19 protein-coding genes and 1 tRNA gene are annotated in these 23,512 nt (G+C 70.7%); 12 read left to right on the top strand and 8 right to left on the bottom strand.

What is annotated here, in order from left to right:
- Positions 1–11: 11 nt before the first annotated feature.
- The 6 genes from BSP109_RS00480 (at position 12) to BSP109_RS00455 (ending at position 4,037) form a co-directional block, all read left to right on the top strand.
- Positions 12–1,268 carry a TadA family conjugal transfer-associated ATPase gene (locus BSP109_RS00480; RefSeq protein WP_101599027.1) on the top strand — a complete coding sequence of 419 codons (1,257 nt, stop codon included), beginning with the start codon at positions 12–14 and terminating at the stop codon, positions 1,266–1,268.
- Complete coding sequence (locus BSP109_RS00475; protein WP_101599026.1) at positions 1,265–2,047, top strand: type II secretion system F family protein; 783 nt, start codon at positions 1,265–1,267, stop codon at positions 2,045–2,047. Before BSP109_RS00480 ends, BSP109_RS00475 begins: the two co-directional genes overlap by 4 nt.
- Entirely contained in the window at positions 2,044–2,685 is a 642-nt protein-coding gene (locus tag BSP109_RS00470) for a type II secretion system F family protein (protein WP_101599025.1), read from the top strand. Before BSP109_RS00475 ends, BSP109_RS00470 begins: the two co-directional genes overlap by 4 nt.
- 345 nt (positions 2,686–3,030) lie before the next feature.
- A complete protein-coding gene (locus tag BSP109_RS00465) occupies positions 3,031–3,309 on the top strand; it encodes a DUF4244 domain-containing protein (RefSeq protein WP_101599024.1) in 279 nt (92 codons plus the stop codon).
- Between the two features lies 1 nt (position 3,310).
- Positions 3,311–3,661, top strand: a complete 351-nt coding sequence (locus tag BSP109_RS00460; RefSeq protein WP_101599023.1) for a TadE family protein — start codon at positions 3,311–3,313, stop codon at positions 3,659–3,661.
- A gap of 1 nt (position 3,662) precedes the next feature.
- On the top strand, positions 3,663–4,037 hold the full coding sequence (locus tag BSP109_RS00455) for an Rv3654c family TadE-like protein (protein ID WP_101599022.1): 375 nt from the start codon (positions 3,663–3,665) through the stop codon (positions 4,035–4,037).
- Between the two features lie 57 nt (positions 4,038–4,094).
- Here BSP109_RS00455 and BSP109_RS00450 read toward each other — a convergent pair whose 3' ends face one another.
- The 5 genes from BSP109_RS00450 to BSP109_RS00430 form a co-directional block, all read right to left on the bottom strand.
- Entirely contained in the window at positions 4,095–6,551 is a 2,457-nt protein-coding gene (locus BSP109_RS00450) for a DEAD/DEAH box helicase (RefSeq protein WP_101599021.1), read from the bottom strand.
- A gap of 82 nt (positions 6,552–6,633) precedes the next feature.
- A complete protein-coding gene (locus BSP109_RS00445; RefSeq protein WP_101599020.1) occupies positions 6,634–7,938 on the bottom strand; it encodes an MFS transporter in 1,305 nt (434 codons plus the stop codon).
- A gap of 51 nt (positions 7,939–7,989) precedes the next feature.
- Positions 7,990–9,186, bottom strand: coding sequence for a Dyp-type peroxidase (locus BSP109_RS00440; RefSeq protein ID WP_087006693.1), 1,197 nt, complete (start codon positions 9,184–9,186; stop codon positions 7,990–7,992).
- Positions 9,183–9,806: a copper chaperone PCu(A)C gene (locus tag BSP109_RS00435; protein ID WP_101599019.1), complete on the bottom strand. Its 624-nt coding sequence runs from the start codon at positions 9,804–9,806 to the stop codon at positions 9,183–9,185. The genes BSP109_RS00440 and BSP109_RS00435 overlap by 4 nt, the downstream gene beginning before the upstream one ends.
- A 185-nt stretch (positions 9,807–9,991) precedes the next feature.
- Positions 9,992–10,705 (bottom strand): hypothetical protein, encoded by a 714-nt coding sequence (locus BSP109_RS00430; RefSeq protein ID WP_101599018.1) that lies wholly within the window; start codon positions 10,703–10,705, stop codon positions 9,992–9,994.
- Between the two features lie 122 nt (positions 10,706–10,827).
- Here BSP109_RS00430 and BSP109_RS00425 point away from each other — a divergent pair, with 122 nt between their 5' ends.
- Positions 10,828–12,510: a class I SAM-dependent methyltransferase gene (locus BSP109_RS00425; protein WP_257944495.1), complete on the top strand. Its 1,683-nt coding sequence runs from the start codon at positions 10,828–10,830 to the stop codon at positions 12,508–12,510.
- Between the two features lie 105 nt (positions 12,511–12,615).
- Positions 12,616–15,459, top strand: coding sequence for a type I DNA topoisomerase (gene topA / locus BSP109_RS00420; protein ID WP_101599016.1), 2,844 nt, complete (start codon positions 12,616–12,618; stop codon positions 15,457–15,459).
- A 109-nt stretch (positions 15,460–15,568) separates the two neighbouring features.
- Here the strand turns inward: topA and BSP109_RS00415 are convergent, their stop codons facing one another.
- Positions 15,569–16,255 (bottom strand): lipoate--protein ligase family protein, encoded by a 687-nt coding sequence (locus tag BSP109_RS00415; protein WP_180959584.1) that lies wholly within the window; start codon positions 16,253–16,255, stop codon positions 15,569–15,571.
- A 177-nt stretch (positions 16,256–16,432) separates the two neighbouring features.
- Here BSP109_RS00415 and tmk point away from each other — a divergent pair, with 177 nt between their 5' ends.
- Entirely contained in the window at positions 16,433–19,270 is a 2,838-nt protein-coding gene (gene tmk, locus BSP109_RS17605) for a dTMP kinase (protein WP_257944494.1), read from the top strand.
- Positions 19,267–20,415: a DNA polymerase III subunit delta' gene (locus tag BSP109_RS00405; protein ID WP_087006683.1), complete on the top strand. Its 1,149-nt coding sequence runs from the start codon at positions 19,267–19,269 to the stop codon at positions 20,413–20,415. Before tmk ends, BSP109_RS00405 begins: the two co-directional genes overlap by 4 nt.
- Here BSP109_RS00405 and BSP109_RS00400 read toward each other — a convergent pair.
- Both BSP109_RS00400 and BSP109_RS00395 read right to left on the bottom strand, forming a co-directional pair.
- Complete coding sequence (locus BSP109_RS00400) at positions 20,405–21,613, bottom strand: M20 family metallopeptidase (protein ID WP_101599134.1); 1,209 nt, start codon at positions 21,611–21,613, stop codon at positions 20,405–20,407. The genes BSP109_RS00405 and BSP109_RS00400 overlap by 11 nt on opposite strands.
- Before the next feature lie 46 nt (positions 21,614–21,659).
- The gene (locus BSP109_RS00395) at positions 21,660–22,280 is read right to left on the bottom strand and encodes a LysE/ArgO family amino acid transporter (protein WP_087006802.1); all 621 of its coding nucleotides are present in this window, start codon (positions 22,278–22,280) and stop codon (positions 21,660–21,662) included.
- 86 nt (positions 22,281–22,366) lie between these two features.
- Between BSP109_RS00395 and BSP109_RS00390 the strand changes: the two genes are divergently transcribed.
- The gene (locus BSP109_RS00390) at positions 22,367–23,266 is read left to right on the top strand and encodes an ArgP/LysG family DNA-binding transcriptional regulator (protein ID WP_101599015.1); all 900 of its coding nucleotides are present in this window, start codon (positions 22,367–22,369) and stop codon (positions 23,264–23,266) included.
- A gap of 36 nt (positions 23,267–23,302) precedes the next feature.
- A tRNA-Thr gene (locus BSP109_RS00385) sits at positions 23,303–23,375 on the top strand.
- Positions 23,376–23,512: the final 137 nt, after the last annotated feature.

Below are 23,512 nucleotides of genomic sequence, written 5' to 3'. Positions count from 1 at the left end.
CCGTTCGCGTCATGACCGCTCGCGTCGAGGGGTCGCCGGGGCCCGGCGAGGCGGGGTGGCTGGACTCCGCCCTCGTCGCCGAGATCCGCGATGACCTGCTCGATCACCCGGGACCGGTGACGGACTCCGCAGTCGCCGCCGCCGTGCGCCGTTCGGGTCGGGTGCTCGGAACCGCCGCGATGCTGGAACTCGTCGCACGGCTGTCCGCACAGCTGGCTGGCGCGGGTCCGCTGCAGCCGCTGCTCGACCGGCCGGGCGTCACAGACGTCTTCGTCAACGGACCCCGCGACGTGTGGGCGGACTTCGGCGCGGGCCTCGAACAGGTGCCGCTGAGTCTGGGGTCCGAGTCCGACGTCCGTGCGCTCGCCGTGCGACTGGCGGCTTCCGGAGGCCGCCGTCTGGATGACTCGTCGCCGCTGGTGGATGTGCGGATGCCCGACGGAATCCGAGTCAATGCCGTCATACCGCCGTTGTCGGGCGAGGTCACCGTCCTGAGCTTCAGGGTCCCCCGCCCGCGCGCGTTCACGCTGCCTGATCTGATCGCTGACGGCTTCGTCCCCGCAGCGCTCGTCACGCTCATCGAGGAGACCGTTGCACGGCGGGCGAACTTCCTGGTCTCCGGCGGGACGGGATCCGGCAAGACGGTGCTGCTGGGAGCGATGCTGTCCGCGGCTCCCCAGTCTCACCGACTGCTGCTCGTCGAGGACTCCCGCGAACTCGTCGTCGTCCACCCCCACGTGGTGCAGCTGTCGGCTCGGCAGGCGAACGTCGAAGGCGTCGGGGACGTGCCGATGACCGCTCTGGTCCGCAACGCTCTGCGGATGCGACCGGACCGACTGGTCGTCGGCGAGGTGCGCGGCGAAGAGGTCCGCGACATGCTCACCGCGCTCAACACCGGTCACGAGGGCGGGTGCGCGACCGTCCACGCGAACACATCCGCCGCCGTCCCCAGCAGACTCGAGGCCCTGGGAGCGCTCGCCGGGATGAGCGCTGCGGCCGTCCACGCGCAGACGTCCACCGCGATCGACCTGCTCCTCCACATCCGCCGCGATGCCGCGGGGCCCGGGAAGCGCGGGATCGCCGAGGTCGCAGTTCCCGTCCTCGTCGATGATCGGGTTCACACGCGCCTGGTCTGGGATCGGACCACCGGGTTCCAGCCGGACGGTGTGGCGCACCTCCAGGGCACCTTCTCCGCCAAGTCGGCCGGGGAATCGGCTCGCCCCGCTGGCTCGATGTCTGCCGACCCGATCTCGGAGGGACGGCCATGATCGGTCTCCTCGTGGCCTGCGGCGCTGCTGTGCTCGGCGTACTGCTCGTGACTCTGGACCCCGCGGGGCGGCGCCTGCGGACCGTCCTGCCACAGCTGCGGGGGAAGCCCCGCGGTGAGACGCGGTTCTCCAGGTCTGGCGCGGCCACCGGCTCGGACCAGGGGGCCGGTCCCGAGGCCACGTCAGCTCCCGAGGCCGCCCCCGGTTCCGAGGCGAGCACCGGCTCGTCTGCGGTCGCGGACGACCCGCATCGAGCGATCGCCGTCATCGACCGGGCCGCGGCCCTGCTACGCATCGGGATGCCGCCGGCGACCGTCACGACGCAGCTGGCGGAGGTGAGCGACCCTGACCTCGCAGCGGTCCTCATCCGTGTCTCACGCTCGATGAGCCTGGGCGACGATCCGCGCACCGCGATCGCGCGGCACGTGGGCGGGCTCCCGCCCACGCTCGCAGAGGTGCTCGTGGGAATGGGCGCAGTGTGGGAGGTGGCGGAATCGGCCGGTGCCCCCGCCGCCGATGTCCTCACCCGGTACGCGCACAGTCGCCGCGAGATCGCCGACGCGGAGCGGGAGCGCATAGTCGCGCTCGCGGGACCGCAGGCCACCGTCACCGTGCTGACGTGGCTGCCTGCCGCAGGGCTGGGGCTCGCGCTGCTGATCGGTGCCGACCTGGGTTCGCTGCTGGGCTCTCCTGTGGGACTCGCCTCCATCGGAGGAGGGGTCGTCCTGCTCGCGTGCGGGAGGGTGTGGATGAAGCGGATGCTGGAGAAGGCGACATGATCGCCGCGGCGCTCCTCGTCGCGTGCGCGCTGGGCGGTGTCTTCCTCCTGACGCGAGCACCGCAGGTCAGGCGCCTGGCCCGACTCGCCGCTGCAGGCACGCTCACCCGCGCAGTCACTCTCACCGGTGCAGCTGCCACAGCACGTCTGGACTCAGGGACCGCGCGAAGCATTCGAAGCTCTGGCCGCGTCCCCGCGGGGACGTCTGCAGTCGACGACCTGGCGTTCGACCTGGATCTCGTCGCAGTGTGTCTGCAGGCGGGGCTACCGGTGGACCGAGCACTCGATCATGCTGTGCGGGCGTCGGGAGACCGTTCCGGGCTCGCCCATATCGCCCGGTCGACTCGACTCGGACTGGCGGGGGACACCGGCGGCGAACGCACCGAGCTCTCCGCCGTCATCGCGGTCATCCGCTTCTCCAGTCGGACTGGTGTCGCGCTGGCTCCGCTGCTGCAGGCGCACGCGGACGAACTGCGTCGCAGCGAGCACCGGCGGCGGCAGATCGCAGCGGCGCGTCTGGGCGTCATGCTCGTCATGCCGCTGGGCGTGTGCGTGCTCCCCGCGTTCGTGCTGCTGGGCGTCGTGCCCGTCCTCCTCACGCTCCTCGGCGATCTCGCTCCAGCGCTCACAGGACAGTGAGCGTGCAGAGCGTGCAGAGAGGGTCAGCGGGTGCGCCGACCCTTCTCCACCGGCCCACCTCCACAGATCCTGCCGTTCGTGTGCGGCGCTGTGTCACAGCTGAGTGCGTCACAGCCGAGTGCGTCATCGCGTGTCCCTGCGCACGGGATGCTGTGGACCGCTGACGCTCCGTCCACAGCATCGGGGAGGGTCTTCTGCCGGTGCCGATCGACGGGGAAGCTCATGGCACGACAGCCACCAGGGTGTCGCCGCCGTGGGAGGGACCCGCGGTGTCGCAGGACGGGATGAGACCCGTGCTGGGGAAGCACGGACGGGGTGAGATCCGTCCGAGGGAAGGGGAGCACCATGACGAGTACGTCGTGCGATGACAGGAGCCGTCCGGAACGAGGAGCGGAGGAACGGGAGGAGCCGGATCCGGGCCACCTCGACGGAGTGGTGGTCCGGCCGGGAACGGTGCGCGAGTGCCTGTCCGATGACACCGGGGCGACGACTGCGGAGTACGCGATCACGACGCTCGCCGCATGCGGGTTCGCCGCGCTCCTGGTCGTCGTCCTCAAGAGCGATCCGCTGCAGGAGATGATCACGGGAGTCATCACCGGCGCACTGGGACTGGGCGGAGCCTGACATGCCGAGACGCACCGGCGCACGCGACGAGGGCGCCGCGGCCGCGGAGTTCGCGATGGTCATGCCGGCGCTGGTCCTCATCATCGGGATCGTCGTGGGCGCCGGTGCTGTCGGTGCGACCCAGCTGCGTGCCATGGATGCAGCTCGGGGTGCGGCGCGTGAAGTGGCGCGCGGTGAGACCCAGACCACGGTCGTGGAGGAGGCGCGGAAGCGCGCAGGCGACTCCGCCCAGGTCCTCATCGCCGAGGACGGCGGCTATGCGGAGGTCACGGTGGAGGTGCCGCTGCCGGACGTGCTCGCACCCGTCGCGGAGTCCGTCTCCGCCCACGCGACCGCGCGGAAGGAGGGCTGACGTGTCGGCTGAGCCCACGGCCGCCCCCACATCTGACGCCGGATCCACGACGGTGCCCGCCATCGGGATCGCGGGCGCCGCCGCTGCTCTCGCCCTCATGGTGGGGACGATCGGGCAGGGCCTGGTGGCCGGTGCGCGCGCCGACGCCGCCGCGGATCTCGCGGCGATCGCGGTCGTGCAGGTGCAGGGAGAGGACGGCTGTGCGACTGCGGAGGAGGTGGCGACGCGCAACGGGGCGACGATCACCGAATGCATCGCACGCCCTGACCTGGGGACAGCGACCGTGACGGTCGAAGCACCCCTGGGCATTCGGATCCCCGGCCTGGGCGACGACCTCACAGTCGAGGCGACGGCGGTCGCAGGCCGTGCCGAGTGAGCAGGGTCGGCTGCCCCGGACGACCTGCTGCCCCAGGACGTACTACCCCGGGACGACTTATCCCAGGACGACGCGCAGCAGTCGCGCGGCCGCGTCCTTCTCCAGCGGCTCATTGCCGTTGCCGCACTTGGGCGACTGCACGCAGGACGGGCAGCCGCTCACGCACTCGCAGGCCTCGATGGCCTCACGGGTCGCCGTCTGCCACGCGGAGAAGGCCTCGAATCCGCGCTCCGCGAACCCCGCCCCGCCCGGCTGCCCGTCGTGGACGAAGACCGTCGCCACTCCGGTGTCCGCGTGACGGGCCGTCGAGACACCGCCGATGTCCCATCGGTCGCACCCGGCGAACAGGGGCAGCAGCCCGATCGCCGCGTGCTCGGCCGCATGCACGGCACCGGGCAGATCACCGGTCGTCACATCTGCCTCGTCGATGAGTGCGTCGGGAGCAGTCCACCAGACCGCGGTCGTGCGCAGGACCTGCGAGGGCAGCTCGAGCGGGTACTCGCCCAGCACCGTGCCGCTGCCGGACTGCCGCATCCTGTAGCCCGTCACCTGCGACGTCACCTCCACCTCGCCCCAGCTGACCGCCGCACCGGACGGCAGGGGAACCGTCGCACGGGTGCCGAGGATCCCGATCTCCGTGACGGACTGCGACTCCGTCGTGTAGTCGACGTGGCGCTGCTCGACGAGGGCCACCCGCTCGTCGGGATCCAGATCGACCACGACGAAGGTGCGCCCCTGATGGACGTAGACCGCTCCCGGGTGGCTCTGGTGGTGGCTGCCGGCATCATCGACGGTGCCCAGCAGCGCACCCGTCTCCCGCTCCACGAGGCGGATCGTCCCGCCGCCCCCGGAGCGGATGTCAGAGAGGTCCGCGGGGTTCTCCGCCTTCGCCCAGAACCACCCGCCAGGTCGCCTCCTCAGCATCCTCGCGCTCGTGAGCTGGTCCACGATGGACGGTGCGGACTCCGGGAAGTGCGCGAAGTCGTCGTCGGTGAAGGGGACCTCGGCTGCGGCTGCGCACAGGTGACCCGCGAGTACGTACGGATTCCCCGGGTCGATGACGACGGCGTCCACGGCCTTGCCGAAGACCGCCTCCGGGTGCTGGACGAGATAGGTGTCGAGCGGGTCGTCGCGCGCGACGAGCACCGCGATCCACTCCTGTCCGCTGCGGCCGGCACGACCCGCCTGCTGCCACAGGGACGCCAGCGTGCCGGGCCATCCGGCGATGATGACGGCGTCGAGCCCGGAGATGTCGATGCCCAGTTCCAGCGCGTTGGTCGATGCGACGGTGAGCAGGCGGCCGCTGCGCAGCGCAGTCTCCAGCAGGCGGCGCTCCTCGGGCAGATAGCCGCCGCGGTAGGCGGCGACCGTCCGCACCAGCGAATCGTCGACGCGGGCGACCCCATCCTTGACGATCGAGGCCAGGGCCTCCGCTCCGCGGCGGGAGGCGATGAAGCCGATCGCCCGTCGGCCCGCGCACGTGGTGTCGATGAGGAGATCTGCGGCCTCGGCGAGGGACGACCGACGCGCCTCGGAGACGTGGCTGACAGGGACCTCGGGCGCGGGATCCTCCAGGGCGCGGCCGTGCGGAACGGAGGCCGCCCACGGGTCCGGCGGGTCCTCCTCGACTGCTGACGGATCCGACGGGTCAGCAGGCTGCTCGAACGGATCAAGCTGCTCGAACGGGCCGGACTGCTCACGCGGATCGAGGCCGGGCAGCAGCGGGGGCTCCCACAGCAGGAAGCGGCCGGCGGCCCGTGGTGAGGCGTCGTCGACGACCGCGCGGGCGGGGGCTCCGATAAGGCGGGAGAAGACCTCGGCGGGATCACCCGCTGTCGCCGATGCGCCGATCACCACGGGGGATGCGCCGTAGTACCGCGCCAGTCGCAGCAGCCGGCGGAGGATCAGCGAGACGTGCGAACCGAACACGCCCCGGTAGCGGTGGGCCTCGTCCACGACGACGTAGTCCAGTCGCTTGAGGACGGAGGAGAACCGTTCGTGGCCGGGCAGCAGCGAGCGGTGGAGCATGTCCGGGTTGGTGAGGATCAGGTTCGCGTGACGGCGCGCCCAGTCACGATCCGCCCGCGGCGTGTCTCCGTCGTAGGTGGTGGGGCGCAGGCCCTTGAGGACGAGTTCGCGCAGGGAGGTCAGCTGGTCGGCCGCGAGCGCCTTCGTGGGGGAGAGGTAGAGGGTCGTCGAACCGCGGCCGCTGGGCGCGGACGTTCCGCGGATCGCGGCGTCGAGCACCGGCATGAGGTAGCCCAGGGACTTGCCCGATGCCGTGCCGGTCGCGACGATGACGTTCTCACCGGCATGGGCGATGTCCGCGGTCTCGACCTGGTGCTCGAAGGGGAGCTCGATGCCGGCGGAGACGAATGCGTCGTGGACCGCGGGGTCGAGCCATGCGGGCCAGTCCGTCGTGCGGCCGGGGCGGGCGGGCAGCTGCTCGACATGGGTCACGCGGTCGACGCGGTCGCCGAACCGGGTGAGGATGTCGAAGAGCTCCGAGGTCATGGGCCCATCGTAGGGACTGGGGCCGACGCCGGGACTAGGGACTCGGGGCTCGGGACCAGACCACCGGCACCGAATGCGAGCCTCAGCGCCGACCGGTCTCCTTCACCGCGAGCACCGCGCCCACGATCGCGAGGATGCTCGCCGCGGCGAAGATCGCCGGGAGCATCGCGCCCTGGGCGAGGACGAGACCCGCGAGGATGCCGCCCATCCACAGACCGCCGTCGACGCCGAGGTTCCACACGACCGAGGCCCGTCCTGCATCCGTGCGCCGCATCGCGGTGTGCAGGGCGACCGTCTGCGCGGTTCCGACACCCAGGCCGAGGATCACCGCGCTGATCCCGATCGTCTCACCGTTGCTGGTGAACACACCGGTGATGCTGCCGATGACGAGCAGGATCGTCGCCAGCATGATCGTGCCGGAGCGGGTGATCCGCGGCTCCGCGAAGCCGCCGACCCACCGACCCCCGGCGGTCCCCAGCTGCGCGAGGAGGATCGTGAGCGCCGGGCTGACGCTGTCGCTGGCGAGCACCGGCAGGCTCGTGATCGCGTGGGACAGGAAGAGGACCGCGAGCAGGAGGAACGTGAGGGTCAGGGCGAGCACGCGGAGCGCGCCCGGTATCGTCGTGGCGTGCGGCTCCTCAGAGCCGGTGATGCCGGTCGCGCCGGTGACCGGACCGGATCCGGTGGTCCCGCTGTCACCGCTGGACCCGCTGGCATCGCTGGACACACTGTCACCGCTGGACCTGCTGTTCCCCTCGGTGCCGCCGGCCCCCTGAGTCTTCCCGGGTGCGTCGTCGCCACGGCCGATGCTCGCCGGGATCCCGAACGCAGCCACCGCGCCGAGCACGCACAGCACCACGGCGACCACGCCGAAGGTCGTCGGGGAGAACGCCACGCCCACCTGGACCCCGGCGGGTGATCCCAGCGCGGTCGCCAGTGCGGTGATGAGGCCGTAGAGCCCGAGCGCACGCCCGAGGCCGGTTCCCGGGACCAGCACGCCGACGCCCTGGGAGCCCGCGACGATGAGGATGCCGAACCCGGCCCCGGCGAGCGCACCGCCTGCCAGCAGCGCGACCAGCGCCAGACCGGAGGCCGCTCCGGTCCCGGCGATCCCGGCCACGAGCGCGCCCACGCCCAGGGCGGCGAGTGAGCCGGAGACGACCGTGCGCAGCGAGAACCGCCTCACCAGAGTCGGCGTTCCCACCTGCACCGCGATGACGCAGGTCATGAGGACGCCGACGAACGCACTGCCGACTCCCGGGTCGTCCGTCCGGGTCACCGGGATGAGGGAGTAGAGGGTGAAGAACGTCGCGACCCCCAGGGACACGGCCGCGGTGAGCGCGGCGAACGGCACTCGTATCCCGTCCGTGTCCTCGATGCGCGCCATGACCGCATCGTATGCAGGTCGTGCCCCTGGGGTCACGCGTGAGCGGTCTGCTCAGAACAGCGTGTCGCCGATGAAGCCTCCCTTCTGGCACCCCGGCGGGATCGCGAACACCGCGGAACCCACAGGAGTCGTCCACTGGTTGAGGAGGTCGAGTTCATCGAGCCGTCGCTGGACGGGGACGAATCCTTCGTCGACGTCGCGCTGGTAGGCCAGGAACAGCAGACCCGCATCGGTGATCCCTCCATCGCCCGCATCCACTGGATCGTCGTCGTAGTTGAAGCTGCGACGCAGCATGGTGGGACGGGGGTCGTCACCGCGGGCACGGGCGATGTGGGAGAAGTCCGGGATGACGGAGAACCCGTGCGGGCCCATCGCCTCGAAGTCCGGTTCGTCGAACTCGTGTTCTCCCGTCAGCGGTGCCCCGTCCGACTGCCGCCGCCCCATCGCCTGGTCCCGACCCGGTGTGTCCAGGCGATCCCAGCCGTCCAGGTCCATCCGGATCCGCCGCAGCACGCACGAGGTGCCGCCCGCCATCCATCCCTCGTCATTCCAGACCCCGGATGCGAAGTCGTCGTCCTCGGGCCGCAGGTTGACGGTCCCATCGACCTGGCCGAAGAGGTTCCGCATCGTGGTGCCCGGCTTCTCCGAGCCCCGCGACCGGCGGAATCCGGACTGGCGCCACTTCGGCAGTGCCGTCGCTCGAGCCGTCTTCAGCAGCATGCGCACGGCATGTGCGACTGTCACCTGATCATCAGCCGCGACGTGCAGAAGCAGGTCTCCACCTGTCCACCGATCGTCGAGATCGTCGATCCCGAACGAGGGCAGCGGCTTCAGCCACGAGGGCACGGCCGATCGCCCCGCAGCCCGGCGGACCAGTGCGGAGCCGAATCCCAGGGTGACGGTGAGCCGGGCGGGTGTCCGTGCCAGTTCGGGCTCCGTGTCCGCGAGTGCGCCACGACCCTCCGCGAGCCTCGAGGCATCATCCGTGAGCACCTGCAGCATGCGACGGATCGCCTCCGCATCCGCCTCGTTCCGCAGCGTGAGCGCCACGAACGTCGCGAAGGCCTGCGGCGGTGTGGCGATGCCCGCCTGGTGCGTGCCGAAGAACGGGATGGTGTCTGTCCCCACGTCCAGGAGGCTGTCCTGCGGCGTCTCATCGATGCCCGGCGTGCACGCCGTGAGCGCGGCGACACCGGCTCCGGCTGCTGCACCTCCCAGCAGCATCCTCCGTCTGCTCAGCGCCCTCATGAGTCATCACCATCGCCCATGTGGGAGTGCTCGTGGTCGCTGTGCTCGTCATCGGAGTGCTCGTCGGATTCCTCGTGGGAATCTGTCTCCTCATTGCCATAGGACTCGTCGGCTCCCGCGAAGTCACGGATCGACGCCTCGTAGTCCAGGCGCGAGCCGTCTGAGAAGACGAGGGTGAGGTCCACCGTGTCGCCTGCCTGCAGCGGTCCGTCGAAGTCCATGAACATGATGTGATTCCCGCCGGGTGCCAGGTCGAGGGAGTCACCGGCCGGGATCGGGAAGCCGCCCTCCTTCTCCTCCATCGACATCGCACCGGAGCCGTCGTCCGAGGTCTGATGCAGTTCGATCTCCTCGGAGATCGTCGATTCGACGGCCACGAGGGTGACGTCCTCCTCACCGGTGTTCTCGACGAGTCCGAATGAGGAGGTCATGCCCTCCTCCGCGGCCTTCACCCAGGGGTCGTCGACCGTGACGGATGCCGAGGAGTCTGTTGAGGACTCTGTCGCGGAGTCCGTGACGAAGTCGGCTTCGGAAGCGGTCCCGGCCGTGCTGCAGCCGGTGAGTACGAGAAGGGCGGCAGTGGCAGAGGACAGCAGGACGGCAGATTTCTGAATGCGCATGGTGGCGCCTTTCGTGAGTGTTCGGACGCACGGCGGTATGAAGCATCGACGACGCGCGGCGTCGACGACGCGCGGGCCGTGCGGCCCTCAGACATGGGAGGGAGTGGGCGCGTCCACGGAGGGGCCGTGACGACCCGGCGGACCCGGACGTGAGTCGTCCGGAGCCTCGTGAGTCGTCCGAGTCTTCAGGCGTGGACGCGGATGCGCACCGGGGGACCGCGGTCCAGCCGCGTCGAGCGGACGACGCCCAGCGGTGCGGGAGTGTCCGCCTCGCACCCGGCACCCGGGCGCAGGCGCGGCGGCGCGACCCACGTGGTGTGCGTGAGCAGACGACGGAGCGGGGCCCACGCGCTCCCGAGCATGCGCAGCAGTTCCACGAGCGCCCGCAGGACGACTTCGGAGCGGTACAGCACTGCGACCGTCACGAGTGCGGCGACGATGTGGGCCACGGTCATCGCGGCACCGTTGTGCGCGGCGTGGTCGCCCGCTCCCGATCCCGCGATCGAAGCGGCGAAACCAGGCGGCACACCGCCCACGTGATTCGCATGGAGGGCGAGCTGCGCCGCTGAAGAGCCTGCGGCCTCAGCGGAGGTCGCCGTGCCCGCAGTGGGGACGCTCGAGGCCGCCGTGCCGAAGATCCAGTGGAAGAGGGTCTGGCTGATGCCCACGGACGCGCTCAGCCGGAGCAATGACAGCTTCCGACCGCCCAGGACGACGCACACGAAGACCGCGAGGAGGAGCGGGACCCCGACGCCCAGGAGTGTGGGGGACTGGCCGCCGCCCGCGACGTGGGAGAACAGCGCGACGAAGGTCGCGAAGGCACCGGCGGCGACTCCGCGCAGCAGGCGAGTGTGGTGCGCCCGCGAATCGTCGAAGACGGGGGCGTCGGTGCTGGGCATCACACTCATCCTCGCAGGTCTCCTGCAGCCCATCGGCACCGGCCGGGGTCCGGACACTTCTGCTCACGACCCGGACGGAACGGGTCGGCGGGTAATCGAGGGCACGCCCCTACGATGGTCGGGTGACTTCTCTTCCGCCCGTCCCGGTGCTCCCGGCTGCGACCCTCGAACGGCTCGCCACGGCACTCACTCGCGCGCGCTACACCCCCGCCGCCCTGCGCGGGCTGTGGGGGACGGACGCCGACGCCGCACTCGACGCGAACGATCCGGCCCCCGCCCGCCGGCACTGCCTGCGCCTCCTCGGTGCGACGGCTGCCGCCGAAGGAGAGACCGCTGCCGAGGCTGCCCCCGAGGCCGAGGCGGTGCCCGCCCGTGATCGTGCGCTCGCTGCGATCGCGCTCCTCTTCCTCCTGGACACTCCCGTCGGGGTGGACGATGCGGCGGCGGCACTGGGCGCCGACCTGGTCGAGACGCTACGCACCGAAGGCCTCCTGGTGCGCGGGAGTGAGGAGAGCCCGGGCCCGATCCGCTCCGTCCTCGACCTCACCGCTCACCCGCTGCCGCTGGGCGTGCCCCGCGGACTGGCGCCGGGCGACGACACGCTCCTCCTCTTCGCAGACCACGGCACCCTCACCCGCCCGGACGCCCTCGACGGTGACTACGTCCTGGGCTACGGCGGCGCCGGACGGACCCTCCTCGACCTCACCCCGCGCGGTCCCGTCTCACTCGCGGCGGACATCGGGACCGGATGCGGGATCCAGACGGTCCTCCTGGCGCGCCACGCGGACCGCGTGATCACAACCGACCTCTCGCAGCGCGCGCTCGCCATCGCCCGCCTCACCGTGGGACTCGCGGGAGCCGCGGATCGAGTCGAATTCCGTCACGGATCGCTCTTCGAGCCCCTGCCGGAGGCTGTCGACCTGCTCGTCTCCAACCCGCCGTTCGTCATCACTCCGAGGTCGAACGTGTCGCAGGCGACGTCGGAGTCCAGCTCCTACGGCTACCGCTCCTACGGCTACCGCGACGGCGGACTCACCGGGGACGCGATCATGCGAGCGATGGTGTCCGGAGCCCCCGAGCACCTGCGGGACGACGGCACCGCCGTCATGCTCGGCAACTGGGAGCACGGGGCGGACCGCGAGCCGCCCACAGCCTGGGTGGGCGGCGACGGGGACGCGCGCGGGACCTCGGCGACGGTGATCGAACGGCAGCGCATGCGCCCCGCCGCGTACGCGCGGACGTGGATCCGCGACGGCGGCGTCGCCCGGGCGACGGCCCGCTGGCACGCGGACGTCGACCGCTGGCTCACCGACCTGGAGGCGCGCGGCGTCGAGGAGGTGGGATTCGGCTGGGTCGTGCTGCACCGCGTGGCCTCGGCCGATGACGCTGTGCGCGACTTCGCGCAGATCGAATCCGGACCGGGATCGAACCCTGCAGGGCTCGCCGCCTTCCTCTCCACCCGCATCGGGCTGCTCGAGTGGCTGCACGAGGCCGATGACGCGGAGCTGATCGGCACCGCCTACCAGCTGGCACCCGACGTCACCGAGCACCGACACCTGCGCCCGGGCGCGGACGACCCCACGATGATCACCATCGAACAGGGCGGCGGACTCGCACAGACCTTCCAGGCCGATCCCGCGCTCGCAGGATTCCTGGGAGTTTGCGACGGGACGCTCACGATGGGGCAGATCTCCGCCGCGCTCGCCCAGCTGCTGAGCGTCGACGAGGCGGCCCTCACCGCCCAGCTCCTCGACCAGGTCCGCACCCTCGTCCCGGCGGGAGTGATCGTCCCAGTGACGGACTGACAGGAATACGCAGTCGTCGGCTGGTGCTACATTGTCCACACATCCGACCGCGGAACGATTCGCCGTGCCCGAAAGCATGCGGATGAGAGCAGGTGAAAGGAATCCATGGCCGCTACCACCACCCCCCGCAGACTCGTCATCGTCGAGTCGCCGACCAAAGCCCGCACGATCGTGGGGTATCTGGGGGACGGCTATGACGTCACAGCCTCCGTCGGCCACATCCGCGACCTCCCGCAGCCGTCGGAGCTGCCCGCGGACATGAAGAAGGGCCCGTACGGACGGTTCGCCGTCGACGTGGACTCGGACTTCACTCCGTACTATCGGGTCGATCCGGACAAGAAGAAGAAGGTCACGGAGCTCAAGAAGCTCCTCAAGAACGCCGACGAGCTCTATCTCGCAACCGATGAGGACCGCGAGGGCGAGGCCATCGCGTGGCACCTGCTCGAGGTGCTCAAGCCGAAGATCCCCGTCAAGCGGATGGTGTTCCACGAGATCACTCCGGAGGCGATCGAGCGTGCGCTCGAGAACACCCGTGAGCTCGACGCGGACCTCGTCGACGCGCAGGAGACCCGCCGCATCCTCGACCGCCTCTACGGCTACGAGGTCTCGCCGGTCCTGTGGCGCAAGGTCCGTGCGGGACTCTCCGCCGGCCGTGTCCAGTCCGTCGCCACCCGCCTGGTCGTCGAGCGCGAGCGCGAGCGCATGGCCTTCGTGTCCGCGGACTACTGGGACCTCGACATCGAACTGGCCGAGGCCGCAGGCGGCACCGCGTTCAAGGCTCGCCTGGAGACCGTCGACGGGACGAAGGTCGCATCGGGCCGCGATTTCGACGACCGCGGCCAGCTGAAGAAGGCCTCGGATGCCCTCGTGCTGGGGGAGCCGCAGGCGACCTCGCTGGCATCGGTCCTCACGGGGACTGCGCAGCAGGCGCTGTCCGTCACCTCGCTGGAGACGAAGCCGTACACGCGGCGCCCGGCGGCCCCGTTCACCACGTCGACACTCCAGCAGGAGGCCGGTCGCAAGCTGCGGATGTCGGCGCGCCAGGCGATGCGCGTCGCGCAGTCCCTGTACGAGAACGGCTACATCACCTACATGCGTACGGACTCCACCCAGCTGTCCGGGCAGGCGATGTCTGCAGCCCGCAGCCAGATCGGAGAGCTGTACGGGGCGGAGTACGTGCCCGGCAAGCCGCGCCTGTACGGGTCGAAGGCGAAGGCCGCGCAGGAGGCTCACGAGGCCATCCGCCCGTCCGGAGACTCCTTCCGCACACCCGCGCAGGTGTCCGGCGCACTGGGCGGCGACGAGTTCCGCCTCTACGAACTCATCTGGAAGCGCACCGTCGCCTCGCAGATGGCCGATGCCAAGGGCTCGACCGCGACGATGAAGATCGGCGCGGACCTCGCGGCGGCCTCGGCGGAGCTCGCCGGCGGGGGCTGGGAGACGGCTCCTGCGAAGGCCGGCTTCACGACCTCGGGCACGGTCATCACATTCCGCGGATTCCTCGCGGCGTATGAAGAGGGCCGCGACGTCGAGCGCTACTCGGAGTCCGGCAAGGACGGGGAGTCCCGACTCCCGGACGTCAAGGAGGGCGACGCGATCGGCGTCGCGCGGGCGGAGGCCGACGGCCACACGACCGCGCCGCCGCCCCGCTTCACAGAGGCGAGCCTCGTGAAGCGGCTCGAGGAGCTGGGGATCGGCCGCCCGTCGACCTACGTGGCGACCATCTCGACGATCCAGGACCGCGGGTACGTGACGAACCGCGGCAACGCACTGGTGCCCAGCTGGGTGGCGTTCTCCGTGACCCGGCTGCTCGAGGAGCACTTCGCGGGTCTGGTGGACTACCAGTTCACGGCAGACCTGGAGGCGCAGCTCGACGAGATCGCCGGCGGCCGTGAGGACCGCACGCAGTGGCTGCACGACTTCTACTTCGGCGGCGAGGGAGAAGGCTCCAAGCCCGGACTCAAGGCAGTGGTCGACGACCTCGGCGACATCGACGCGCGAGAGATCAACACCGTGCCGATCGCCGAGGGCATCGAGCTGCGAGTGGGCCGCTACGGCCCGTTCCTCGAGATCGCGCCGGAAAAGGAGGGCGATTCCCCGGGTCGCGTCTCCGTGCCGGATGACCTCGCACCGGACGAGCTCACAGAGGCAGCCGCCCGCGAACTCATCCGCACGCAGGGCACCGGCGACCGCGAGCTGGGACCCGATCCGGAGACCGGCCACACGATCGTCGCGAAGTCCGGCCGGTTCGGCCCCTACGTGACAGAGGTGCTGCCGGAATCCGAGGAGAAGCCCAAGCGGGGTGCCAAGAAGCCCAAGCCGCGCACGGCCTCGCTCTTCAAGTCGATGGAGCCCACGACGGTGACGCTGGAGCAGGCGCTGCGCCTGCTGACGCTGCCCCGCACCGTCGGTGAAGACGCGGAGGGCACGCCCATCACCGCGCAGAACGGTCGGTACGGCCCGTACCTGAAGAAGGGGACGGACTCCCGGTCACTGGAGCGGGAGGAGCAGATCTTCGGGATCACGCTCGAGGAGGCGCTCGAGATCTACTCGAAGCCCAAGCAGCGCCGCGGCGCGCAGGCCGCCCCGCCGCTCAAGGAGCTCGGCGAGGACCCGGAATCGAAGAAGCCGGTCGTCGTGAAGGACGGCCGGTTCGGCCCCTATGTCACGGACGGCACCACGAACGCGACCCTCCGCAAGGACGACTCCGTCGAGGGCATCACCGAGACACGTGCGTTCGAGCTGCTGGCGGAGAAGCGCGCCAAGGGCCCGGCGAAGAAGACGACGACGCGGAAGACGACTGCTTCCAAGACGACGACGGCGAAGAAGACGGCTGCCAAGAAGACGGCTGCCAAGAAGCTGGCTTCCACGAGCACCGCGACGAAGAGCACTGCGGCCAAGAAGACGACCACGGCTGCGAAGAAGACGACGACACCGAAGACTCCGTGATCGTCTGCCGGCCCGTGAAGGGTCGGCGCTCCTCGACAGGGCGGGCCCTGCACTCAGGTGCAGGGCCCGCCCTGTTCGCGTGCTGGGTGGGGACCGCGGCGGCTGCAGCTCAGAGGAGGTGGGCGTCCACGAATCCGCGTGCGGCCTCGGCGTCGGTGGGGGTGAGCGCAGCGGGGACCAGCTCGTACTCGCGCGAGTACGCGGTGAGGAGCGCCGCCTCCACGGCGTCCGCCGTCACGCCCGGGTGGAGTTCCGCGATGGCCCCTCCCGTCCGCGGCTCCCAGTCGAGCCCGAGCGCCGCCTGCACGTCCGTGAGGACCGCACGGATGGGGTCCGGGTCCTCCACGATGATCGACGACGAGAAGAGCCAGGCCCCGCCCACCACGCGCTGCGCCGTGCCGATCGCCTTGATCTCGCCGCCCACGTTCACACTGTGCTCGCCGGGGCAGTACTCGCCGGGGATCTCGCCCATGCGCGCATCGATGCCGATGCCCCGCAGTGCGGCGGCGTACATCTCGCCGAACCGCACGAACCGGTCCTGCGTCTGGGTGAGGAACTCCCGCGTCGGCTCGATGTGATCGATGACGATGCTGCCCGGATGGTAGGCGGCGGCCCGTCCGCCCAGCGTGCGCAGCGCGGGGGTGAAGCCGTGTGAGCGAGCCGCCTCGATCGCAGGCCGGAAGCCGTCGAGGAACCGATCCCGCGCACCGAAGGCGACAGTGGGGGAGGGCCGATAGATCCGCAGGGTCGGACCGCGGTCGCCGTCGCTGACCGCGTTGAGCAGTGCCCGCGCCATCGCGAGGTCCGTGAGCGCGTCGCCCGGTCCGTGCCGCAGGACCGTGAGCTCAGGACGGGCGCCCCCGCCGAGGTCCCCTGCCGTCTCCTCGTTCGTCTCGTTCCGCACGTCCCCAGAGTAGTCTCGTCCGATCAGATCTCCCGAGTCGTGTCAGTGGCCGCGGGTAAGGTGTGGCCTGTGAACGACGTCGGATCCCCGCCTCCCGCCTCTCCCGCATCGCAGCCCGCACAGTCGCAGGGCGCCCGCCCATCGGCGGGTCGTCCCCGGACTGATGTCATGGGCGTCTTCATCGTGGAGGTCGGTGCGTGGCTGACGATGCTGTCCGCCGCGGCACTGAGCTTCGCCGTCGCGGGCGCCTACGGCGTCACAGCCTTCCTCGATCCGGCCGCCATGGCGGACATCCACACGCTCACCGGCGAAGACGGCTTCTCCTCCCGGCCGGCGGTGCTGCTGTACGCGGCAGTGATCGCCGCAGGCGTGGCCGGCATGTTCGTGCCGCAGGAGAAGCTCCAGGGGAAGGTCTCCCTGCGCGTGGCGCTCATCGCTTCCGTGGTGATCGCGGGACTCGCGATCACTCAGCTGTTCACCGTGTCCGCGATCCTGGGCGTCTTCGTGGGCCTGGGCGTGGGCGCCGCCCTGGCGGCCGTCCTGAGCCTGGTCGCCGGAACGCGGGTGAAGCCGTGGCGCAGTGCGGGCGTCGCCGCGGCCGTCATGCTCTGCGCCTCGTACGCGGCGCAGCTGGTCGGCGGGACCGCCGGCGGACACGAGGCGCTGCGCTGGCTCCTGCTCCTGGGCAGCCTCGTCATGCTCGCCGGAGTCATCGTGCTCCTCACGCAGAAGTCCGATCAGGGCGTGCGACTGCCGGACACCGGCGCGCACGTGCTGGATCGCAGCACCGCACGGCCCGGGACTCCGGTGACCAGCGCGTGGCCCTGCCATCTGCTGTTCGGCGTGCTGGGCGCGGTCGGTATCCTCGCCCAGCCCTCCATCGCGGATCTGGGCTTCGGCCAGGCGGGGATGTCGGTCATCCTCTGCGCGGTGCTGCTGGGGTGGGCCGTCGGCTTCGAGACGGGACCCGACTTCGCACCCGGTATGACGCGCACCCGGCTCACCTCCTTCTCCCTCATCGCAGCGGGCGTCTTCACCGTCTCCGCCGGTGTGCTCGTGGAGCTGTCCGGCAAGGCCGTGCTGTCCGGCGGCGTCGCGTTCCTCGTGGGCCTGGGCGTCCGCTCCCAGCGCTACCGGTTCTCGCGGCGGATCGGCGCGGTCGTCGGCATGGCCGTCGCGATCCTCATCACCGCGGTCGGCTTCACGGCAGAGGTCCCGCTGAGCTCCGTCGCGTCGTGGGACATCCTTCCCGCTGACCTGGCCTACGTCCTGATCGGCACCGTCGCACTCATCGGCGGCATCATCTCGCTCTTCACGTTCGGGCCCACTGGGATCAGCGGGATCGGCATCGACATCATCCACGCCTTCCGCCGCCCGGCGGCGACCGGTGACGCCGCGATGCGGGGTGCGGGCGCGGCAGATGCGCGTGCGGCCGGTGTGGAGACCGCTGCAGGTGCGGACTCAGCCGTCACCGACTCGCACGGTACGGGCGCAGCGGATGCGCGTGCGGCGGCCGTGGACGCTCCTACCGGGACTGCGACGGCAGCACATGCCCCGACCGGTCCTGCCGCCGGAGGGGGCGGCGCGCAGCCCCTGGCTGCGGCACTGGCCACGGCTCCGGATGCAGCGTCCGGCTCTGCGGGATCATCCGGCTCGGTCCACGCCGGCGGTCTGTTCATAGCGATCGAGGGCGGAGACGGCACCGGCAAGTCCACGCAGATCCATCTCCTCGCAGATGCGCTGCGCGACCAGGGGCACGGCGAAGTCGTCACGACCCGGGAACCCGGCGGCACGGCCGCCGGCACGCTGCTGCGCTCCGTGGTGCTCGACGGAGACGGCGTCACGCCCAGGGCGGAAGCGCTCGTGTTCGCAGCGGACCGGGCCCACCACGTCGCGTCACTCGTCCGCCCCATCGTCGATCGCGGCGGCATCGTCATCACGGACCGCTACATCGATTCCTCCCGCGCGTACCAGGCGGCGGGCCGCGATCTGGGAGACGACGAGATCGTCGCGCTGTCGACGTGGGCGACCGAAGGGATGCGCCCCGACCTCACGATCATCCTCGATGCGAACCCCGCAGTGACCCGTCAGCGGACCACTGTCCGCGGCGAAGAGAACCATCTCGATGCGCTCGACCATGAGTTCCACTCGACCGTGCGCAGATCGTTCCTCGACTACGCGGCGGCCGCTCCGGACCGCTACGTCGTCATCGACGCGGGCCGTGACATCGACACCATCGCGGCACACGTACTCCGGGCAGTCGAGCAGAGACTCGCGCAGAGGCAGTCGGGCACCGACGCCCGACAGCATGCAGCGGACGACCAGGTCACGGTGGCGCGGCCCGCTCCGACCGCCGCTCCCCACGTGGACGAGAGCCGGGCAGTCGGGGATCGACCGGTGGGAACCTCGGCAGTCGCCGAGGACCCGGTCATCGAGATTCCGGTCGCACGGGATCCGGCGGGAGCCGCCCCGGCCAGTGCGAACACGGCGGGTGCGAACACGGCGGGAACCGCCCCGGCCGGTGAGAACCCGGTGGGATCCCCCTCGGTCACTGAGGGGCCAGTTCCCGGGGCCCCGTTTGTCGATCCTCCGTTCGTCGATGCCCCGGTTGTCGAGGATCCGGTCACCGAGGTGCGTCCTCGTCCCGGATTCGTCCCGGCTGCGGCCGACGATCCGGTCACGGAGGTCCGTCCCGCTCCCGTCGTCGATGATTCGGAGGCTCCGACCACGGTCCAGCCGTCCGTCCCGTCCTCGGAGGGATCATTCCGGTCTGGACTCTCGCCCTCCCGGGAGACCAGCAGGGAACGACTGCGTGCCCAGGCGGAGATCGAGCGCCAGGCGCGTGAGCGGCTCCGGGCCCAGCACGGCCACGATCGCCGCGACCCGGGCGCACCGGGACGACGATGAGCGTCTGGAACGAACTGGTCGGCCAGGAGCGCGCAGTCGACCAGCTGGCACGGGCTGCCGCGGCGGGCAGCACCGCGATGACCCACGCGTGGCTCCTCACGGGGCCACCCGGCTCCGGCCGGTCGAACGCAGCACGCGCCTTCGCCGCCGCACTCCTCACACCGGACGCCGGCGACAGCGATTCGCCGGAGGCCCAGCGAGCACTGCGCGGCATCCACGAATCCATGACGGTGCTGTCGACGCAGAAGTCGCTCATCTCGATCGATGAGGTGCGCGCACTCGTCGCGACCGCCCATCAGGGACCGGTGAACGCGGACTGGCGGGTCGTCATCATCGAGGACGCCGACCGCATGGCGGAGAGGACCTCGAACGTCCTCCTCAAGGCCATCGAAGAGCCACCGCCCTCCACGGTCTGGATCCTCTGCGCCCCCAGTCCGGAAGACGTCCTCACGACGATCCGATCGCGGTGCCGCAACGTGAACCTCCGCATCCCCAGTCCGGACGCGGTCGCACAGCTGCTGCGCGACCGCGACGGTGCGGATGCGGACACGGCCCGCTGGGCGGCGCATGCGGCGCAGAGCCACATCGGGCGCGCCCGTCGCCTCGTGACGTCGCCGAACGCGCGGTCGGAGCGGACCTTCATCCTCGACATCCCCCGTCACCTGACCTCCGTCGGATCGACCATCCGGATCGCCGCGCGCATCGTCGACGTGGCGAAGGACAGGGCGAAGGCGCGCACGGAGGAGCGCAACGCGCAGGAGAAGGAGCAGCTCCTGCGCACACTGGGCATCGAGGCCGGGGGCAAGATCCCACCCAGTGCGCGCAGTCAGATCCGCCGCCTCGAAGAGGAGCAGAAGCGCCGCGACGTCCGCGCGCGCAATGACGAGCTCGACTCGATCTTCATCGAGCTGCTCTCCCTGTACCGCGATGTGCTGGCCGCTCAGCTGGGCGCGGACACCGGGACGATCAACGTCGACGAGGACGAGCGGATCGGCAGGCTCGCGGCAGAGGGCGATTCGACCGCGACCCTCAAGAGGATCGATGTCCTGCGCCAGGCGCGGGAACGCTTGGCGACCAACATGGCGTCGGCTCTCGTCGTCGAGGCCGCCTTCGTCGGCCTGTCGAACCCGTGGATCACGGACTGACGCGGCGCAGGCTGGCGCGCCTCTGACTGACGCGGCGCAGTCGGTCGTCAGCCGCTGGTCGGGCGACCGGGTCCCGCAGCAGCGAGTCGACCAGTGATGCCGTGAGCTCGACGCGCCGGGGGATCCACGACAGCAGTGCGTGCTCGTCGTCCGCATGGGAGCCGCCGCCCACCGTGCCCAGACCGTCGAGCGTCGGTGTGCCCACCCCCGCCGTGAAGTTCGCGTCCGACCCTCCGCCCACACGGATCACCTCCAGCGGCGGATGACCGAGCGCCGCTGCGATCTCACGGGCGCGCCCGAAGATGTCTGCGGCGAACCGCTCCTCCAGCGGAGGCCGGTTGATGCCGCCGTGCAGGATCAGCTCTGCCGCGGGGTGCACCGAGCGGAGTCCGCGCAGTTCGCGGTCCACGCGCTCCTGCTCCGCGACGGTGATGGCACGGGAATCGACGCCGACGGTAGCACCGGCCGGCACCGTGTTCGTCGTCGTCCCCGACTGCATGACCGCCGGCACGACCGTCGTGCTCCCGTCCGGGGTGCCGATCCGGTCGATCGCGAGGACCTGGTGGGAGACCTCGACGGTCGCGTTGACCCCGCGGTCCGGCTCGACTCCCGCATGGGCGGCGCGACCGACGACCTCGAGCTCATAGATCGCGACGCCCTTGCGTGCGACCTTCACCTGGCCGGCGGGACCTCCGGACTCGAAGACGAGCACCGCCTCCGCGTCGCGGGACAGCTCCTCGATGAGCGGTCGCGACGTGGGGGAGCCCAGCTCTTCGTCCGCAGTGATGAGGACGCTGACTCCATCGAGCTGCTCCTCGCCCGCGTGGCGCAGCAGCGCCCCCAGTGCGTGGAGCGCGATGAGGATCCCGCCCTTCATGTCGTCGGTGCCGGGTCCGCTGACCGCATCGCCGTCGACGGACCATGGGATGGATGCGAGGGTTCCGCGCGGCCAGACCGTGTCGTGATGGCCCAGCAGCAGGACGCGCCGCGGGCCGGTGCCGACCTGGAAGTGGACGTGTGGGAATCCCTCGATCGTGCGGATGTGGGGGCGGATGCCCGTGATCTGCTCGCCGATCTCCGCGATGAGTCTGGCGCTCGCGGCGAGGGACCGCGGATCGTTCGACGGCGACTCGCATTCGACGAGGGTCCGGAACTGGGTGAGGAACGTCTGGGCCCTCTCCTGGGGGAAGTCGATCACTCTGTTCCACACCTCTGATCGTCGGGGTCGGTCTGTGTGGTCGAGATTACGCGAAGGCGAGCTTCGCGGCGATCATCAGCATGACCGCGGCGATCGCCACGTCGATGACCCGCCACACCCGCGGGCTGCGCAGCGACGGGGCCAGCAGATGAGCTCCCCACCCCAGCGCCGCGAACCACACGAGCGAACCGAGCATCGCGCCACCGGAGAAGACCCAGCGGAGCTCGTGCTGGTTCGCCACGGTGCCGAGCATGACGACTGTGTCGAGGTACACGTGCGGGTTGAGGAACGTGAGCGCCGCCGTGGCCGCTGCGACGGAGACTGCGGACGGCTTGTCCTGGGCTGTCGCCCCGCTCGCGGTCGTGGTGAGCGCTTCGGGGCCGCCGAACGCGGACCGGATACTCGTCCAGGCGAACCACACGAGGTAGACGACGCCTCCCCAGCGCATGATCTCCACGATCCACGGCGCGTGCTCGAACACGATGCCGATCCCTGCGGTCCCGAGTGCGATGAGAGCGACGTCCGCGACCACGCAGACGAGCACGACGACGGCGACCCGTTCACGGCGGATGCCCTGGCGCAGGACGAATGCGTTCTGCGGGCCGATGGCGATGATCAGCCCGACCCCCGTGAGGAAGCCGGTGGTGAGGAGCGTGAGGACGGGCATGAGTCGAAAGTACGCCGCGCGGCCCGTGAAGGCCATATGGATGGCCTTCACGTGGTTAAGGTGGGCTTCATGATCGGGAGAGTCTCATGAGAACCGATGCCCCCAGCCTCGTGCAGCTGGCGGCGCTCGTCGCCGTCGTCGACGAGGGCGGCTTCGACGCCGCCGGTTACGCGCTGGGCGTGAGCACGTCCGCGGTCTCCCAGCGGATCCGGGCGCTGGAGTCGACGATGGGCCACGTACTGGTGGCGCGCTCCACGCCTCCTCGCGTGACCTCCGCCGGCGAGGCGGTGCTCGCCACTGCGCGGCAGGTCGTCGCGCTGGTCGGCTCCCTCACCCCCGCCGCCGAGGTCCCCAGCAGATCCGCGCTGCCGATCGCCGTCGGTGCGGATGCGCTGGGAACCTGGCTGTCCGGAGCCATCGAGGAGGCTGCGGACTGGGACGACGTCGTCCTGCGGGTGAGCGTCGAGGACCAGGACGTCGGTCACCAGGCGCTGGCCCGCGGGGATGTGCTCGGAGCCCTCAGCTCCCTGCCCACCGCGCAGACGGGCTGCACGGCCACGCCGCTGGGGAAGATGCGCTATGTCCCGGTCGTTTCGCAGAAGCTGGCGGCGCGCCATCTCGACGCCGCCGGACACCTCGACCTCACGACCTGTCCGGTGCTGACGTTCGGCGCGGCGGACGAGCTCCAGCACAGGGTCCTGCGCGCGTGGTGCGAGGAGCACGACGCGGAGGCGAACCCGCCGACCCATATGATCGGGGCTCAGGACGGCTTCGTGACGGGACTGCGCGCGGGCCTGGGGTGGGGATGCATCCACGAACTGCTCCTGGGCGCTCTCCCCGACGTCGGGGACCTCGTGCGGATCCCAGGACTGCCCATGCTCGACGTGGATCTCCACTGGCACCGCTGGGCGACGGAACTGCCCGTGCTGGACCGGTTCAGCACGGCCGTCGAAGCCGCCGCGGCCCGGGCTCTGCGCCCGTTTTGACCTCGTCGCAGAGATGGGGATAAGCTCTTCCGCGTTGCCTCCTTAGCTCAGTCGGTAGAGCGTTTCACTCGTAATGAAAAGGTCGTCGGTTCGATTCCGACAGGAGGCTCGGTCCGGAAGCCCTGTCACCGCGCGGTGACAGGGCTTCCGTCGTTCGGTCCCCATCGTCCCGACACGCGGCAGGGCACTGCCGGAGCACGTAGTCCTTCACTACCATCGGGGGAGGACCCGGATCTGAAGGAGGCG

Source organism: Brevibacterium sp. Mu109 (assembly GCF_900169375.1).
GTDB classification, from domain to species: domain Bacteria; phylum Actinomycetota; class Actinomycetes; order Actinomycetales; family Brevibacteriaceae; genus Brevibacterium; species Brevibacterium yomogidense_A.
Note: the sequence above shows the minus strand (reverse complement) of the source record. Positions and strands in the feature narration are given on the sequence as shown.